This is a genomic window from Adhaeretor mobilis (genome assembly GCF_007741515.1).
Taxonomy (GTDB): domain Bacteria; phylum Planctomycetota; class Planctomycetia; order Pirellulales; family Lacipirellulaceae; genus Adhaeretor; species Adhaeretor mobilis.
On the sequence record NZ_CP036263.1, the window covers coordinates 5,120,318 to 5,135,950 of the forward strand.

At 53.2% G+C, this 15,633-nt stretch carries 14 protein-coding genes; 3 read left to right on the plus strand and 11 right to left on the minus strand.

Going from position 1 to position 15,633, the window contains the following annotated elements; genetic code table 11:
* Positions 1-383: 383 nt before the first annotated feature.
* Both HG15A2_RS20195 and HG15A2_RS25225 read right to left on the minus strand, forming a co-directional pair.
* Positions 384-1,601, minus strand: coding sequence for an alginate lyase family protein (locus HG15A2_RS20195; RefSeq protein WP_145062715.1), 1,218 nt, complete (start codon positions 1,599-1,601; stop codon positions 384-386).
* Between the two features lie 652 nt (positions 1,602-2,253).
* A complete protein-coding gene (locus HG15A2_RS25225) occupies positions 2,254-2,454 on the minus strand; it encodes a PEP-CTERM sorting domain-containing protein (protein WP_391483905.1) in 201 nt (66 codons plus the stop codon).
* Here HG15A2_RS25225 and HG15A2_RS24290 point away from each other — a divergent pair.
* Entirely contained in the window at positions 2,369-2,704 is a 336-nt protein-coding gene (locus HG15A2_RS24290; protein ID WP_218932134.1) for a hypothetical protein, read from the plus strand. The two genes, HG15A2_RS25225 and HG15A2_RS24290, sit on opposite strands and share 86 nt — an antisense overlap.
* Here HG15A2_RS24290 and HG15A2_RS20205 read toward each other — a convergent pair.
* The 3 genes from HG15A2_RS20205 to HG15A2_RS20215 form a co-directional block, all read right to left on the minus strand.
* Positions 2,693-3,736, minus strand: coding sequence for a substrate-binding domain-containing protein (locus HG15A2_RS20205; protein WP_145062718.1), 1,044 nt, complete (start codon positions 3,734-3,736; stop codon positions 2,693-2,695). The two genes, HG15A2_RS24290 and HG15A2_RS20205, sit on opposite strands and share 12 nt — an antisense overlap.
* Before the next feature lie 159 nt (positions 3,737-3,895).
* A complete protein-coding gene (locus HG15A2_RS20210; RefSeq protein ID WP_145062720.1) occupies positions 3,896-4,207 on the minus strand; it encodes a hypothetical protein in 312 nt (103 codons plus the stop codon).
* A gap of 150 nt (positions 4,208-4,357) precedes the next feature.
* Positions 4,358-4,537: a hypothetical protein gene (locus tag HG15A2_RS20215; RefSeq protein ID WP_145062722.1), complete on the minus strand. Its 180-nt coding sequence runs from the start codon at positions 4,535-4,537 to the stop codon at positions 4,358-4,360.
* Between the two features lie 543 nt (positions 4,538-5,080).
* Here HG15A2_RS20215 and HG15A2_RS24295 point away from each other — a divergent pair.
* Positions 5,081-5,218 carry a DUF1559 domain-containing protein gene (locus tag HG15A2_RS24295; RefSeq protein WP_218932135.1) on the plus strand — a complete coding sequence of 46 codons (138 nt, stop codon included), beginning with the start codon at positions 5,081-5,083 and terminating at the stop codon, positions 5,216-5,218.
* A 35-nt stretch (positions 5,219-5,253) separates the two neighbouring features.
* A complete protein-coding gene (locus tag HG15A2_RS20220; protein WP_145062725.1) occupies positions 5,254-5,721 on the plus strand; it encodes a hypothetical protein in 468 nt (155 codons plus the stop codon).
* A gap of 109 nt (positions 5,722-5,830) precedes the next feature.
* On the opposite strand, the gene HG15A2_RS20225 is transcribed toward HG15A2_RS20220, so the two are convergent.
* The 6 genes from HG15A2_RS20225 to HG15A2_RS20245 all read right to left on the minus strand — a co-directional run bounded on the left by HG15A2_RS20225 (position 5,831) and on the right by HG15A2_RS20245 (position 15,592).
* On the minus strand, positions 5,831-7,414 hold the full coding sequence (locus HG15A2_RS20225; RefSeq protein ID WP_145062727.1) for a hypothetical protein: 1,584 nt from the start codon (positions 7,412-7,414) through the stop codon (positions 5,831-5,833).
* 24 nt (positions 7,415-7,438) lie between these two features.
* A complete protein-coding gene (locus tag HG15A2_RS20230) occupies positions 7,439-9,187 on the minus strand; it encodes a sialate O-acetylesterase (protein WP_218932136.1) in 1,749 nt (582 codons plus the stop codon).
* A 122-nt stretch (positions 9,188-9,309) separates the two neighbouring features.
* On the minus strand, positions 9,310-11,706 hold the full coding sequence (locus HG15A2_RS24300; RefSeq protein ID WP_218932137.1) for a hypothetical protein: 2,397 nt from the start codon (positions 11,704-11,706) through the stop codon (positions 9,310-9,312).
* Positions 11,707-11,811: 105 nt separating this feature from the next.
* Positions 11,812-13,284 (minus strand): right-handed parallel beta-helix repeat-containing protein, encoded by a 1,473-nt coding sequence (locus HG15A2_RS20235; RefSeq protein ID WP_246117806.1) that lies wholly within the window; start codon positions 13,282-13,284, stop codon positions 11,812-11,814.
* Positions 13,285-13,321: 37 nt separating this feature from the next.
* Positions 13,322-14,749 (minus strand): sulfatase-like hydrolase/transferase, encoded by a 1,428-nt coding sequence (locus HG15A2_RS20240; RefSeq protein WP_246117807.1) that lies wholly within the window; start codon positions 14,747-14,749, stop codon positions 13,322-13,324.
* 141 nt (positions 14,750-14,890) lie between these two features.
* Positions 14,891-15,592 (minus strand): hypothetical protein, encoded by a 702-nt coding sequence (locus HG15A2_RS20245; RefSeq protein ID WP_145062734.1) that lies wholly within the window; start codon positions 15,590-15,592, stop codon positions 14,891-14,893.
* Positions 15,593-15,633: the final 41 nt, after the last annotated feature.

Here is a 15,633-nt window from a genome sequence, read left to right on the forward strand (position 1 = left end):
CACTCTACCCCTTCATAACCGGTGGTACAGGAATTCGAAGCTGGTCACTGCCACACTTCGCAAGCCGGTAGAAACGGAATCGCCTTCGTCGGTGACCCTAAAGCGGGCTGCAACGGCTTAGTTGGTAGAGCTCACGCGCTAAGTTCGCAGCAATCAATGGACAACTTGTGCCAAGAGCATCGCATTATCCGGCTGATTCCCTCGTCGTGGGGCATAGCGTTGGATCACAACCTGATTCACTCTGAGACCGACAGCAGGAAGGCCCGAAAGGGCTGCTTCCCGCAACTTGGAGACTGGTTCCACACGTGTGGGCAGGTCACGTGTAAGCGAGACTTCACCTCGACAAGCAGGCATTGCGAGAGCTAGAAGTACTAGCTTTCTGTCTATGGTGCTACCTCGATCGGGTTCAAGCCTCGTGGCAATCCGTAAGACGTCAAGGTGCCCCATGGTATGTGGGTTGTCGATGAACCTTCTGGGCGTCGCTGTTCTGCCACTCTACGACTATACGGCATATCGACTTCCATCCGATCGCAATAGTGATGAATGATCCGCTCGTAGATCGGAGCGAATCGACCCCGCGAATTTGATGAAATCGTGCGATAGTGGTACCTGCCCTCAAAGCTCCTGTAGGGTTCGTACGGTACGTCTTCACCGAGATTGAACTTAGCCGTGTACTCAAATCCAAGAGCGAGACGATTGTCGGCAGCCCCGTAAAGATCGACACCCTGTTTCCAAGCGATCTCGCACGCACACCCGAGAAACCCCATGCCCATTTGAGTGTGTGCCTGATCTCGGCCGCTTTCCTGGCATTCACCGAACTCGTTGAAGTAATTCTGAATCGCGCCGTTGCCCTTGCCTTGCAGGTAATAGTTGACCGCTTGCTGGAACATCTCTCGGTCGTCGAGATAAACTCCCATTGCGAGCATTGTCTGGATCATGGACGCATCCCAGTTGCCATTGGCTGAGGGATAAAAGTCCTGAATCACCGGATAGAAAACCTTCCTAAGCATTCGTTCGAATTGTGCTTGTTGATCGATATTCCAGCCGGCATCCGTGTGTCGGACGAGCTCTGCCGCATTGCAGAAGCCTATGCCCGCCATACCGATCAGCAGCTTTGCGTCGTGGCCGGAAACGGACTCCAGCGTTTCGGACCAGCCATTTAGAATTTCTATCGACTTTGTCGCGTGCTCTTGTTTTCCAGTAAGGCACCACTGCAAGGCATGTGTATAGGCAGCGCTCGAGTCGTTTGAAAAATCGGAACTACCAATATTAGGATTGTTCCTTACCCCACGCACCACATTCGCAAACGGCTTCGGTTTGTATTCCAGTGAGGCTGATCCCACCGATCTGGAGGATCGCGACCGTGATCTGGAACGCGATCTGGAACGCGACGGCCGGGACGATTGCAATCGTTCCCAAGCGGATATCCACGGCTGTTCGCCGGCCTCGATCTTCTGTCGGATGAATGCCAGTTCGGCGCGACTGTGAAGCAGGCCGGGATGAATGAACGGCTTTGCCTTTGCCGAAGATTCAGAACTCTCGTCAGCTAGAGTCGAAGCCGCTGGTCCAAATGCGAAAAACAGGAGAAGCAAGTATTTCATGGTCAATGGCCTAAAACGTTCTGTCATTTGATACTGCATGCGGCGCAAGCGCGAGTCTCTTTCTTAACTTGCCCTAATTTATCCTTCAAGAGCCGGAAGCGACACATCCTCTGTACACCTTCCATCCTGTCATCTCGCCAGGCGTTCCGTTGAACTTTTACCGATAGAGCAATTGGCTTTTACCGCTGTAAATCCAGCAGTAGTATATCAGACGAAGAGCCATTGTGAGCCGGCGGTTCATTCCGTGCCACCTCTCACTGCTACCACACCCACTATTTAAGAGCGTTTGCTAGCCGGCCAAGCGTTGGCGACGAATAAACAGCGTCAGCAAGCCCAACGCCACGAGTAAACAGATTCCAGGCTCGAGCACAGCTGCGTTCGCTACTACGAGCGGTAGAACACTTCCTGCGGAACTCGTGCTCGGTGTAGCAGTCGAGCACATTCCCGCAGAGCTTGTCAAGCTTGGTCGCGGTCCGCCCGGCGACAGAGGTAGTCGAAGGACGTACTCACTCTACAAACATAGTGCTCCTGGTAGACTTTGTGCGTATCGTCTCAAAACCTCGCAGTCATCGCGTCGGTGTCAATAAAAGGCGAGGCACCATCACACGATGGCACCCCGCCCTTGGATTACACCTATTCCTCGAAACTAGCGTTACGCACAACGCTCCTTGCGACGTGCCATGAGTCCCATAAGAACCAAACTAACCATAGCTAGCGTGGTCGGCTCGGGGACCGCTGAAGCGGAAGACACTGCCGAAGTGACGTAAGTGGGGGGCGACCTCGACAACCACGCCATCGGCGGTGTGGTAGCTAAATACCAAGTCTTGGGCGTCAACCGTCTCATCGTAAGCATTGCCGAGACTGATCGACTCGCCAGCGCCCAGTGGGACAAGGGCAGTACCGCCACCACTACCGTCGTTGCCATATTCGCTCTGCCAGATCGCGAGATCTGCAGCGTCAATAGCATCGTCACCATTCGCGTCACCAAACGGGTGCAGATCAATGGGGGCGGTGAAACCAACATTGGCTTGCCAAGTCAGGAAATCCGCTCCGTCTACGAGGCCACTGCTATCGAAGTCGGCAGTGGTCGATTACTCCGCTAAGGTCGATGGCTGCTGTTCCCGGTAGTCGTCGACGTTGTCGCTATCGACGATCTGACAGGCCACGGTCAACGTGCCCGAATATCCCTGCGGGACAGCATAAGCTTTGTCGTGATGCAACAAACAGAGCAAGCGGACGGACTCATAGCCATACAAATAGGGCTTCTGCACGACCGAACCAATGATCTTGCCGTTGCGAATTCCTTGTAACGTTGCATCAAGGTGATCGAAAGCGACGACCTGCACGTCACCCGTCTTACCTGCTTCGTCCACGGCCTGCGCGCAAGCTGGACCGTTGCGGCTGTATAGGCCGACCAGGCATTGCACTTCAGGATGGTTCTGAAGTGCGTCGGTAGCGTTCTCCAGGGCACGGTCATCGTCGCGCTGATCGAGGTAGGTTTCCACGATCGTGTACTTGCCAGCTTCAATCGGCGCGTCTAGCTCGTCACTGACTGACGTAAAACTCTCGCGATCGGCAAGTGTATTGATCAACAATTGTCGTCGGATGCGGGCAGTCTCCCGGGAGTTATCACCCACGAAAAGGGCGATTTCCCCGCCGTCGGGCAACGCACGTTGGACCAATTCTGCCAATAACCGACCGCCATTATGATTATTGGCGCCAATGTGATAATGAGTCAGCGCATCGGGCGCTCGGTTATCGAAGGTGGCCACGCCCACAGCGGCCGCTGCTGCACTGATAAGTCTAGTCTGATTGGTAGGGTCGAGAGGACTGATCATCAGCGCGTCGATCTTTTTCGGATCAACATGGCGAAGCGCAGCGGTTTGCTCACTCACTGCTGTCTCGCTCGACTCGGGAGTTACCGTTTCAAGCTCGGCATTGAATTCCTCTGCCGCGTCCTTGGCACCCTCTAGAACATCATTCCAAAAAGGATCAGGCCCGCCCAAGATACATTGGATTCGCGTGGGCTCAGCCGGGAACTTCTGATTAGCGAGCGGGGCGCTCAACTGGTAGTAATAGCCCGCCAGGACCAGCACGGCGATGGTCGCGATCCAGAAATATGGTTTTCTCAACATTTCATGACTCGCTTTTTCTTGCCTGAGAAGAGTAATCGGGGCCAGAGCGCGCGTTTCACCAACTCGGGCGACGTAAACTACCGCGGGTACTTTACCACGTGCTTCTAGCTCGTACAACTTACCCGTCGAAAGGTTGATGACGACGTCTGCAAGAGCTTGCTACTGCAAGAATCGCTCGTACCAGTGGGCTACTTGGCTCAGGCACCGCATTGGAAGCTGACGAGACAAGCGTGGTCGGACCCCATAGCCAGCCAACCACGCATCTAAAGCGGTAGCACCTAAAGCATCTTGCTGCCATTTCAGCAAGTCTGCGACATACCTGTCGCCATCGGCCACAAAATCGCCAGGTGGAGTGGAAGTGACATAAACGACTTTGTCTGGTAGTAGCGAGTCGTCAGACAGGCCGATGTTTAATTGTAGATTACCATCCGTATTGGGACTGAACACGGAGTTGTCAAAGACAGAGCCCACTGTCTCGCTATCACTGTTGCCAAGCAACAGATTACCCCGCCAATACGCTTCGGCGATTTGTCCATCGTGGGGAGTGCCAAGTTCTTCCCTACCGTCGCCGGAGTTATTCGGAGGTCCGCTACTTTCGAGGTCTTGATCTTGAAAACTATTCTACGTCCCCGGGGCGAGTGCTCCGCTAGGTCTTACAATCTCGTAGAAGTTCATGTCGAACGGTGTGACGGTATCGTTCAGAATGGAAATTTCGCCAGTGGTCGTATTGACTTCCAGTGTCGGCTGACCATCCACTACGTTGATGGTCAAAGTGGTAGTTCCCGTCTGGAAATGCGGCATGCCATCTCTGTCGTCGATTGCACCAAATACGATTCCTGCAAGCCCGATGTCGACCCAACCTGGAGCGACATTTGGTAAACGTTGAGCGTCACTCGCCAGGCAGTGAGAAACAGGGAGACGTAGAATCGAACCGGCCGCAATACATCGCCTTAAGTGGCGGTGTGAACGATAACCCAAGAGATCCCCGGCCGCACTTTGACGAACCAGAAGCTGAGGGCAGTTGCAGTTGTTGTGGCGGGAATGCCGCGAATGGCATATTTTCGCCTAATGACATTTTGGCACCCGCAAGCGAGACGTCGAGTTTGTCAGCCGTCACCAACAGACTATCTAACATCGCTTTATTTGGAGAGGTCTCGGCGTTTTTCTACGACGCTGCCGGTGAGCCGTTACATGCCTACGGCCGCAGCGGCATCATAATGGGCGGCGTCGGCCTAACGTATCGTCCCGGGTTGCGGCACTTTCACGCCACCACTGTCCGCCAGCACAAGGCCGACTCCGTGGATTTGCCTGGAGTTCACCCGAACTGCGGGCCGAATTTTTCGCTTGTCTCCTCCCCCAGGAGGAGTTCATGTCGCGATGGGCGACGGTGCTGTCAAGTTTGAACCGGACGATGCTGAAATCCTCATTCTTAAGCAACTGGCTACCAAAGACGATGGCGGCATCGACAACACTGACGATTAGGCCATGGAAATGAACCAAGCGAATGGAGGGCAAGGATGAGATACGCACCATACGAGCGGCTGCTGCCGCTGGCGATCGTCTGCGCAGCTAGCATGGGTTGCGGGGATTGCGAACCTATCAGCTACGTCAAAGGTAAGGTGAGTTGCGGCGGCAAGCCGGTACCTGCCGATACTAGAGTCTTCTTCGAACAGGCTGGCAAAGGATATCTCGCCGCCAGGGTCGTCCAAGAGGACGGCACTTACGTGCTGAAGCACAAGCGGGCTGAAGAGTACCGGCCAGGTGAGTTCGTTATCTATGTAGGGCCTCCGACGACTTATCTCACGGAAGTAGAGTTCCGAGCGCTCAAGAAAAAGGTCAACGCCGATTTCCGCAGCCGCGTCGAAAAGCCGCTGCCTTCTCCCGACGGTGTACTACCCGTGAAGTACTACCAGTCGTCGACCAGCCCGCTTCGTGAAACCGTGAAACAGGGCGACAACGTGATCAATTTCTTGCTCGAAGATTAACGGCGTCGCGAAGCAGACCAATGGGCATCCGGAACGGTGGCCATGAATTTGCACCCGTGCTGCAATCCTTGTAGATCCGCGAGTCAACGTCTGAGTCATGGCGAAAGCACTATGCGCTCCACGCATTCTTCATAACGTTCCGGCGTGGCACGAAGGCTAGGACCATCAACAACAGCAAACTGCTACTTGGTTCAGGAACAGAATTGGTTACAGCAAGAGAGTTTAAACTTGCTCCGTAACTAGTTTGCCAGGCAGCTAAGTCCGATTCGCTGAGAGGGCTGAATGAATCTCCTCGTTGCCACTGTAAGAAATCAAGCCCATCGAATTCGTCGTCGTAGTTGAAGTCTGGATGAAGGTTCAGTTTGACCCCAGTAATTTGGCCTTCTCCCAGTGCGCCACCATTCTGGTCTGAGACATAAGATAGGAAGAGATATTTGCTGCCATCTTCGTCTACAAAAATGTCACTATCGCCGAGAGATACGGGGTCGGCGTAGTCGTCAGGATCAGAACCAATTCCGTTTGCGGTCTCAACTGCGGCGTGCAACTCTTCAGCAGAGATCACGACATCGAAATAGGCTTGGCCGGTGGAGTCGCGAGCAACTTCCCAGTTTTCAAAATCTGAATCGCTCACATCCAAAACAACGCGGTAGAGATCGTCGTATCGGTCAGGTGCACTGGAATTCGCTTCCCTCACGTAAAAGAATATCTCTAACGCGTCGGGAGAGATGAGATTCACACTCACGTGGTTAAACCGTTCATCATTTCCGTTTGATAGGACACGTTCCCCAGGTAGCGGATTCCTTGGATGAGCAGCAAATTCGGAGGATGCGATGAACGATGCGGCCGGCGAATAATAGTCGTCCTGCCCTCCGGGGTTGGCGTCACTGGTCCATAAACTGCTGGGCGTACTTTCGCGCGTCCAAGCTTCGCCAAAGGGATTGCCAGCCAGTGGCGCCCAAGGATCAAGCGGATTGGGCGAAGCATTGATAATTCCACGTTTTCCGATGGAATACCAGCTGCCATCGACTTCAAAGGCACGTTGATAGTCTTCGCCGATCCAAATATCTCGCGTGATATCGTCCACGGTCACGGTCTTTGGGCCGTGACCTGACTCGCCGCCGGCATGTGTGGGATCATTGAAATTCAGTCCTGAGGCGCTGGTGGTGACAAAGCTCTCGTGCTTTCGTGGCACAGAAGTCCCGCCGGAGGTGGTTGTCGATGGCTGATTCTGGCCGTGGAAGTACATCACAATCTGCTGATTGGCTTCATCGACATGGACATCAGGGGCCGAGACGTGATCATAGGTATCACGGGTCGAGTCCGCGTCGATATCGAAAACCCCGCGTCGATTCCGACCATTGTATTCGCCGCCCAGATCGAATGTTGTCCAGGGACCTTCCAGCGACTGGGCCCATTTCATGCGGATGCGTTCTCCCCCATGATTGCCGTAGTACATATAGTAATTCGCATCGGCATCGGCCCGCTCAGCTGGGGGTATCCAGCTTGGCACTCGAATGACCGACGGAAAGGCGGTGTCGTTTCCATTGTCGGCAATCACTCGGCCATTATCGAGAAGTTCAAAGTCGTAGATCGTTCCTGCGATTGCGGAAGGTGCCTGCACGAACAGTAAGGCTGACAGCAACATCGCGCAGATCGAAATTGTGGCGGAAGTGAGATTGTTTCTGCTTTTCATGATTAGGGGAATTTCTAAACTGGGTTAGCGATGAATTCGCAAGCTAAGAAAGCAAATGAAAGAGAAGAAAAACAAAGTGAACCCTGTAGGCTCCGGAATCGAAACACTAACAGACGGCGGCGACGCTAGGCTGTGGTCTGTTTGCCAAGCTAAAAAGTCGGAGCCGTCCGAGTCTCTATCTCCGTCGGCATCTGAGTAACCATTCTGGCCAAAGTCGCCCGTCCATCGCAGGAGATCGTCTGAGTCGATGTCGCCATCGAGATCGAAGTCAGCGGTACTCGCGTTCGCTGCAAAGCGAATATTGTCGATGAGGCCACGAGTTGCCCGAAGACCTGTGCCAATCCAAGTGCTCGGATCACTACCAAATTGGGCTGCCGACAACTCAAGGGTGAGAATCGGATCGCCTGCATTCATTGTAGTCTGATTCGTGAGGTCATTTGCGAAAAGAGAAACTTCGCGATTGCCTAATTCGTCAGGATTCGACCAAGTCAGAGATAACCGATACCACGTATCGACCGCGTAATTAACTCCCGAATCAATCTCGGCACCGGTCGCGTCCCTGAGCTTGAACACGCCATCGCTATCGAGCCCAAACCCGACACTTCGTTCGTCGTTGGATACAGAGAACTGACCGTTGTCGTTCGTGTCTTCGCTCCAACCATAAAGCCGCACCGTCGAGTCTGAGGTTGCGTCGTCATCGTAGTCAGCATTTCCGTCCTGGTCGTGATCCGTGGAATCCCCAGCGAAAAAGTCGGCAGTCATTGATCTGCCGTAAACGGGAACCAACCCTAGGTTCCCGAACTGCTCACTTCCGCCGCTATCCACATGTCCCGCAGCCTGACCTGCCACATAGCTCCCACTGGTGACTGTCGAGACGATCAGGTTTTCTGTCGTTCCGGTGGATACCCAGCCAGCCTGCCCGTTGAGCGGGCCTACGTCATAGAGGGACGGCTCAAATTCGACGTGTTGCCACGAGGGTGACAGTGCGTTGGCAAAGCGTGTTCCAAGCCACAATTGGCTCTTGCCGTCGAGGTGTGTTGTTACATCAAAAACTTCGAACTGTGTCGAGTGAATAACTTGGGAGCCAGTCACAGATGCAGCAGTGGCTTGCTGCGCTGCGATAATATCCTCTCGCCCTACTGGAAATACTTCTCCGATAAAGAAGGGCATATTTGGCAGATTCAAGTCCGTCCGCACATCGCTGATGAACTGCGTCAAGTTGGACTGATAGGCACCGGGGTTGTTCGATTCGTATCCGTTGTCGCCCTCCCCCTGGTGCCACGCCATTCCTAATACGTTCACGGTGTCTCCGCGATTTTGTATCACATCAAAGGCTTCACTGACGGTACTTACAAACAACGAGTACATCTCGTCGCCGTTGGTGTTCCCTTTCTCCCAGTCGGTGCGAAGATTGGTCCCACCGCGAGTTACTTTGACGATCGCGAGATCATCTATTCCTTTCCCAGACAATGTTCTTCCGAGGCCAAACTCGGGCCCAAAAGTAGAGCTTGGTGGGGCGAGCGGCAGGAAGTTTCCGCCCGAGTCTAAGCGGGTACTAGCACCGGTCACATCGGTGTCGTAGTAGAACTCAATGCCAGCGTCCAAAGGGCTTGAAGGAAGTTCGCTAATCGAGGCGCGACCGCTGGCATTGGACTGGCCAGCCAGCAAGACGACATTCACAGTTTTCGCCTCCGATGCTCCAGCGAACCAGATGGTAAGCAGGGATGCCGTGAGTCCAACAAGCCAGCGTTGTGCGACAACGGAGCTAGTCACAAACAGCTTTTCAAATCTTCGCCTACAAGAGGCCGAAGAAATTGAGAGACGACTCATGATGTAGTCCACAGTGTAATACATAGAAGCTTCTTCACTAATGTCCTTGGAACGCACTCTCTGATTTAAGCAGTAAAAGCGAATCTTCCTGAGAGGCAGATGGCCGAAATGGCCAACGTGCAGACGAGCAGGCTGGAGGGCTCTGGGACAGCGGTGGAACTCGCTGGCGTTATCTGCGTGCCATACTGATTCTTCCATACAACGAGGTCGTCGCTATCCACAACCTTATCGTGGTTCGCATCCCCGTCAGTGATCTGTGCGTTGGAGTTGCCAAAACCTCGTTGCCAAATGAGGAAATCCGTGCCATCGACTTCACCGTCTGTGTTAAAATCGGCATTGTCAGCTAGGCTTATATCCAGATCCGACAATGCCAGAATAAAGTCTCGTTCTCCGCCGAGCTTCTCGACGCCATCCTCGTAAGCCTGCCCAAAAGCATAGACAGACCCAGCCGTGGAGCCCGTACGCAGCCACTCGAATCCCGGGTTGCCGCCATTAGTGAGCCGTAGTGCGTAGCCAGCCGTCCCTGCGGTTTCCTCCAGGGAAAGTGCAGAATCGAGAACGATTGCTCCAACGTCCGAAGCGATGAGCTCGGGCAGGCTTAATCCGGTCAACACTAATTGCGACGTGCCTGGGATGAGTGTGCTCGCTCCGACATCATCGACTTCAAAGATCTCGAGATTGACGAGGATTTCGTTGGGGTCTAAAGAGTTCGGATCGTAGTCATATCCGAGAAAAATCGTTTTAAGATCGAAAGTCGAATCGACCTGGAACGTTTGGGTCAAAGAGGTTAGGGCATCGTCTCCACTCAAGCCGGGATGGTCAGGCGTCGCAGCAATTACATTTGCGACATTCGTTGCGGGGAATAAGTCTCCTGTTAAGACGGTCGCTGTTGGACCCATTCCAGCTGCACCGACTTTTCCAGCACCAAACACGGTGGAACCCGCTGACAACGGCGAACCCCAAAAGTCCAATCCCCCGTCGTTAGCAATCGGAATTCCGCCAGCACCGTAGGGAGAATTTCCGGCGAGCATGTACCCAGCAAGCACACCTCTACCAAACTCCATGTCGATGTCATACGGTTCAGCGCCTGGGGAATAGAGCTGAGGGTTCTGAGTGAGGGGATTAACCTCCGAAGCTGGCGGAGTGATGTTGTGATAGACATTCGTGTCATACGTGACGTTCGTTCCGTTATCAGCATTGGTGCCTGCGGTCCCGGAGCTGGCACTGGAAAACACATTGTTGTTGAAAACGGTCTCCAGGGGAGTTCTATCCAGCCTTGGTCCAATGAGCTCCGGAGAGAGTTCTTCTTTGAAATAATGCGTGTTGTTGTAGATATTTGTATCCGTCATATCGGAATCGTTCTCGAATCCATAATGATAGGCACCATACAAGTCGTTCACGCTCAGGTTGTAACGGATGATCGTGTCCGTCATCGGTTTTTTCATGATGCTCGCAAACCAATGGTTGCCATGCGTGTAGTTATATTGAATGACCGTTCCCTTAGAATAATAGTCGGCATCAAAGCCACCACGGTCATGGTCTCCCACATCACCCGTGTTGCCGTAGGCTTCGTTAAACTGAAAGACGGTACCGATGGTTTTGAAGTTGTAGAAGCTATTCCCGGTGCTATGGCGGCTGCTGTTTGCAGACGTGTTGTATTCAATGACCGCGTAGTCCGTGTCACGCGCCACGAGGGAGTTCCTCCCCGTGTTGCCAATCCAGTTGTGAGCCACATACAGATTCTTAATCGCATTGGCCCTGTGCGTGCCGGGGAAATCGTGCGCACGTTCGATATCGGCATTGGCAATGTCAGTACTGATACCGACACCGCCGACATAATTAAGGACGTTGTTTGTTATCCGTACATCATTGAAGGTTGTAGCATTGGAAGAAGTCGGTGAAGCTCCATAAAAGTGGATTCCCCCTCTTTCCTTACCTTCGACCTCGCCATTGATGTGGTGGATATAATTATCTTGAATGTAAATTTGGTTGAGAGCCTTGCCTCGATCTTCTCCGAGAACGTAGATCCCCATGGATTGAACGTCTTCCTGAGTGCCCCCATTGTTGTTGGTGATTTCAAGATTGCTTACCGTCACGTACTCAGAATTATAGAGAAGCAGTCCAGCTGACACCGGATCGCCGTTGGCGCGAGTCGGGTGAGGATGAACAACACCGTGATTGTTGATGATTGGCTTGTTCCCCGTGCCATAGGCAGAGATCGTGATCCTATTCGCAGGCGAGCCGACGCCTCTCGGGGCGAACATACCGGTGAACACTTTGCCTCGCTCCAGCAGGATATTGTCACCTGGAGAAAAAGTCGCTTGGCGGTAGGTATCGAAATCTGCTTGCGTCGAGATGTAGAAATCGGCACCCCTTGCCAACGGGCCGGGGCATAAGAGGAGTGCAAGCGCGCAGAGCAGAGCTTGAGGTAGTCGCTCGAAGTGTGTGGTTTTGAATCTCATGTTGGTATCTCAGTAAAGAAAGCTCCGCTCGATTGAGCGTTCGACTTAAGTCGAACACTGTTACCTCCAGTGTGGCGATTACATTTCCGCACTTACTATTGGCGACTACGGCTGACGTTCGACAGCTCCCATATCCGCAGAATCAACCCCGACTCGCGTTCCGAGAATGTCTCTGCCGCCGTTGTTCACTATGGATACTGCTCTGTCGATGCAGGGAGAAGTTTTCCTTAGCTGATATCCTCGGAGGTCGGCCATGGTGGTCAAGTCGATGTCTTTGCCAGCCTTTCCCGGCTTGGTGAAGCTGGGATTGACGTTGAGCGGGTCGCCATCTGATTCGTGAGGCGAAAGATTGAAATAGTGGTTGTTCTGGAACTTGGTGTTGATCCCATGGGGGTTCTTACCCCAAGTGCCTTTTCCTGCAAAAAAGAACAGATTATTCTCAAATGTCGAATTCAAGGGTGTCCTGCCTTTGGGGAAAACTTCGACATCAAGTCCCTCACGAACGAAATGTGTGTTGTTGTAGATGTGAATATCTTTTGCCTGCCGCGCGGTCTCAAAGCCGTAGAAGTAGAGGCCTTCACGTTCGTTCTGACTAATGTTGTAACGAATCACGACATGGCGGTTGCGCCGTTTCATGATCCCACAAAACCACTGGTTGTCGTGGCTGTAGTTATATTGAATGAAGGTGTTTACACAGTTGTAATCGGCATCGAATCCTCCTCGATCGATCTTGCTCTCCCCAATATTTCCATAGGCCTCGTTGAATTGGATTTTGATGCCGTTGGTATTAAAGCAAAAAATGCTGTGCCCGGTATCGTAGCGACTACTATTGGCAAGCACGTTGCGCTCGTAGATTGCATCTTTACTGCAGCGAGCGATGATATTGTTGCGCCCCGTATGATCAACGTAGTTGCCCGCCACGTACACCTGAGTCCAGAGATGGTGATCGCGCGTAGACTGCTTCCGGAATTCTATGCGTCCGCAAGAAGAATCGTTTCCAATGCCGACTCCTCCGACGTTGACAATCCGATTGTTGGTGATTCGGAGGTCGTCGAAAATAGTAGATTTCAAGCTGCGGACGTGGACATGAATCCCCCCTCGTTTCTTGCCAGCGACTTTCCCGTTTACATCGTGGACATGGCAGTCGTCGATGTAGACATGGCGGCGAATCCCTTCCTCGCCGTTGGCGATCACATAGATACCGTAGAGGTTCCCCTGATCCTTGTCGCTTCCATCGGTATTGGTAATCTCCAATCCGCTGACTTCCACGTAAGAACTGTTGGCGAGCAGTAAGCCGGCTTTTTCTTTCCCTCCGGCATCGATCCTCGGGCGTGCGCCCTCTCCCACTGGTTGAATACGGATGGGGCCTTCTATTGTGCCATTTCCAGAGGGGGCCAACATGCCGGAAAACTTCCTGCCACGCTCAAGCAAAATCGCATCGCCAGGAAGCAACTCGACGGCGTTGATCGCATCAAACTCTGCTTGTGTTTGAATTCGATAATCAGTGGCATTGCAGGGCGCACCTTGATCGCAAAATAGCAAGAGAACTACGAGAAAAAGTGGAAGCGTTAATTTCACGATACGACTCTGCATCTGCTACTGGGGAACTGGCGGATCAATAGCGATAGTCCGCGCCATCGCGGCTCAGTTGGCAGCTCTCCTCGATCTCTGCAAGCTGCTCAGAAAGTTTGCGAAACAACTCAGGTTTCTCGCTGGCGAGATTGTTGGTTTCTTCGGGATCTTGCTTCAAATCATAGAGACCGAAGCGGCCTTTTTTTTTCGCTTCTTTGAGCAGTTTGTAATCACCGCTGATGATCGCCTTCCCGTCAATCCCGCTGTAGAGTCTGCGGTAACCAAGAAACAGTGGTTTGTCTCGAGCGGTGACGGTGCCGTTGATCACAGGCATGAGATCGATGCCATCAATAGGTCGGTCCTGCTTGCTGGAGAACTTATAGCCAACGAGCTTTGCAATCGTGGGAAAGTAGTCGACCGTCGAGCAGCGGACCTCTGTCGTCGTTTCTGCCGGAATGACACCGGGCCATTCAGCACATGCCGGCTCCAGGACGCCGCCTTCGTACATCATATGCTTGTGCCCTTTAAACGGGCCGGCCGAGGCAACGCCCTTTTTGGCAAGTCCATCGGACGGGCCGTTGTCGCTGCAGAAAAAGACGACGGTATTTTTTTCGATACCCAACGCCCGCAGCTTTGTGCGGAGTCGTCCCACTTGCTCGTCCATGGCCGTGATGCAGCCATAATAGTTTTGCCTCGCCTTGCCGAACTTTGCATATCGCTTCTTGTACTCCTCGCCAGCAACGACCGGTTCGTGAGGCGTATGGAACCAGATGGTTGCAAAGAAAGGATTGCTCTTGTTCTGCTCGATAAAAGGTATCGCGCGGTCCATGATGACTCGGCTATCATCACCTGCTAAGTTCTCGGTGGCTTCCTTCCCATTGTGCATGTAAGGGAAACCGCCCTTCCAGGGCTCGCCTGACGTGCTTCCCCATTTCTCCCATCCCTCGGGAGTGACCGTTGGGTCCCAGGTCGGCACGGCACTAGTCGTGGCAAAAAACTCGTCGTAGCCGTGATGCGAGGGAGGCGAGTAAACTCCTCGAGTGGAGACCTCCTCGGACTTCACCCAGCCCATGTGCCATTTGCCAAAGAAACCGGTTTGGTATCCCCGCTTCTTCAGCATTTCGGCAATGGTGATTTCGCCAACACGCATGCCACCGGTATGCGCAGCAAGTATCCCGAACCGAAACGGAAAACGTCCGGTTAGGCAGCTCCCGCGCGTTGGAGAGCAAAGCGGAGCGGCCGCATAGAACCGATCGAACCTCACCCCGTTCCGCGCCATGCTATCGAGATTCGGCGTTTGGATGTCCGTGTTGCCATTGAAACCGACATCCCCCCACCCCTGATCATCGCTCATGATCAAGATCACGTTGGGGGTGCCCTGCCCTTCCTCTGCCGCCAATAGCTTGAACGAGCCAAAGCAGAGAGAGCAAATGCTGAAAAAGAACAGAATGGTGTAGCGAGAGTGTTTCAAAACGTATCGTGACTTTCCAAATGTGGTGCGCTGAAACCGCGCACCACAGATATAGCGACAGATCAGGCGGGACGACCCCGCGACTGCGAGATCGTCCCAACACCGACAGTAGAAAGAAATTCTCAGTGACGTCTGCAAGCTCTACTTGCCGACGACTTGAAGCCGATTGCCTCGACCAAAAGCAAACAAGACGGCACAACCGGCCAAGAGGAAGCTGCTGGGCTCGGGAATAGTTCCCACGGTCAGGGAATCTACTCGGAGTCCTGTATCAGGATCCATAACATTGCTATCGGCTGACATCTGCAGCGTAATCGTCGTTCCTGCAGTGACAAAGAGTTCACCCAGATTATGGACATCTCCAGATTCTCCGTTGCCAAGCACAACATCGGAAAACGCCGTAGAGGAAATGGTGAGGAGTGCGCCATCATCTTGGCCTGCCAAGTCGATCTCAACCAGATTCACATCGACATCGAAGGATATCACCCACGCTTCGCCCGGATTGAAATCCCGGGATTCATTGCTGTAGCCACCTGGATTGGTATCGTCATTGATACCGAGCGAATTGACGTTCGCTTGGACGTTAGTCTTGTGGTCGGTGTCTGGGTCGCCAGAGGATGCTAGACTGCCGTTTTGGCCAATAATCTCGATAGTCTCGAGCGTTACATCGATCCCTGTGTCAAGATCAGTCCCAATAACTGATGCTCCGACCAGCCCCTTCCCACTCTCACCGCCATCGAAGGGATCATCCTGTACAAAATCGAACGTAAACGCGGCATGTGCATGCGGGCTGAGCAGTAGTAGCAGGGCTGTTGCAAAAGCGAGCGAGTATGGTTTGAAATTCATGAGACCCTCCGAAATATGGTTGCCCCGGAAAAAGAGTAGAA

Coding starts and splice junctions, on each gene's coding strand:
- HG15A2_RS20195 (WP_145062715.1), bottom strand. CDS start 1,601: ATGAAATACTTGCTTCTCCTGTTTTTCGCATTTGGACCAGCGGCTTCG.
- HG15A2_RS25225 (WP_391483905.1), bottom strand. CDS start 2,454: ATGCTTACGATGAGACGGTTGACGCCCAAGACTTGGTATTTAGCTACC.
- HG15A2_RS20205 (WP_145062718.1), bottom strand. CDS start 3,736: ATGTTGAGAAAACCATATTTCTGGATCGCGACCATCGCCGTGCTGGTC.
- HG15A2_RS20215 (WP_145062722.1), bottom strand. CDS start 4,537: ATGCCGCATTTCCAGACGGGAACTACCACTTTGACCATCAACGTAGTG.
- HG15A2_RS20220 (WP_145062725.1), top strand. CDS start 5,254: ATGAGATACGCACCATACGAGCGGCTGCTGCCGCTGGCGATCGTCTGC.
- HG15A2_RS20225 (WP_145062727.1), bottom strand. CDS start 7,414: ATGAAAAGCAGAAACAATCTCACTTCCGCCACAATTTCGATCTGCGCG.
- HG15A2_RS24300 (WP_218932137.1), bottom strand. CDS start 11,706: ATGAGATTCAAAACCACACACTTCGAGCGACTACCTCAAGCTCTGCTC.
- HG15A2_RS20245 (WP_145062734.1), bottom strand. CDS start 15,592: ATGAATTTCAAACCATACTCGCTCGCTTTTGCAACAGCCCTGCTACTA.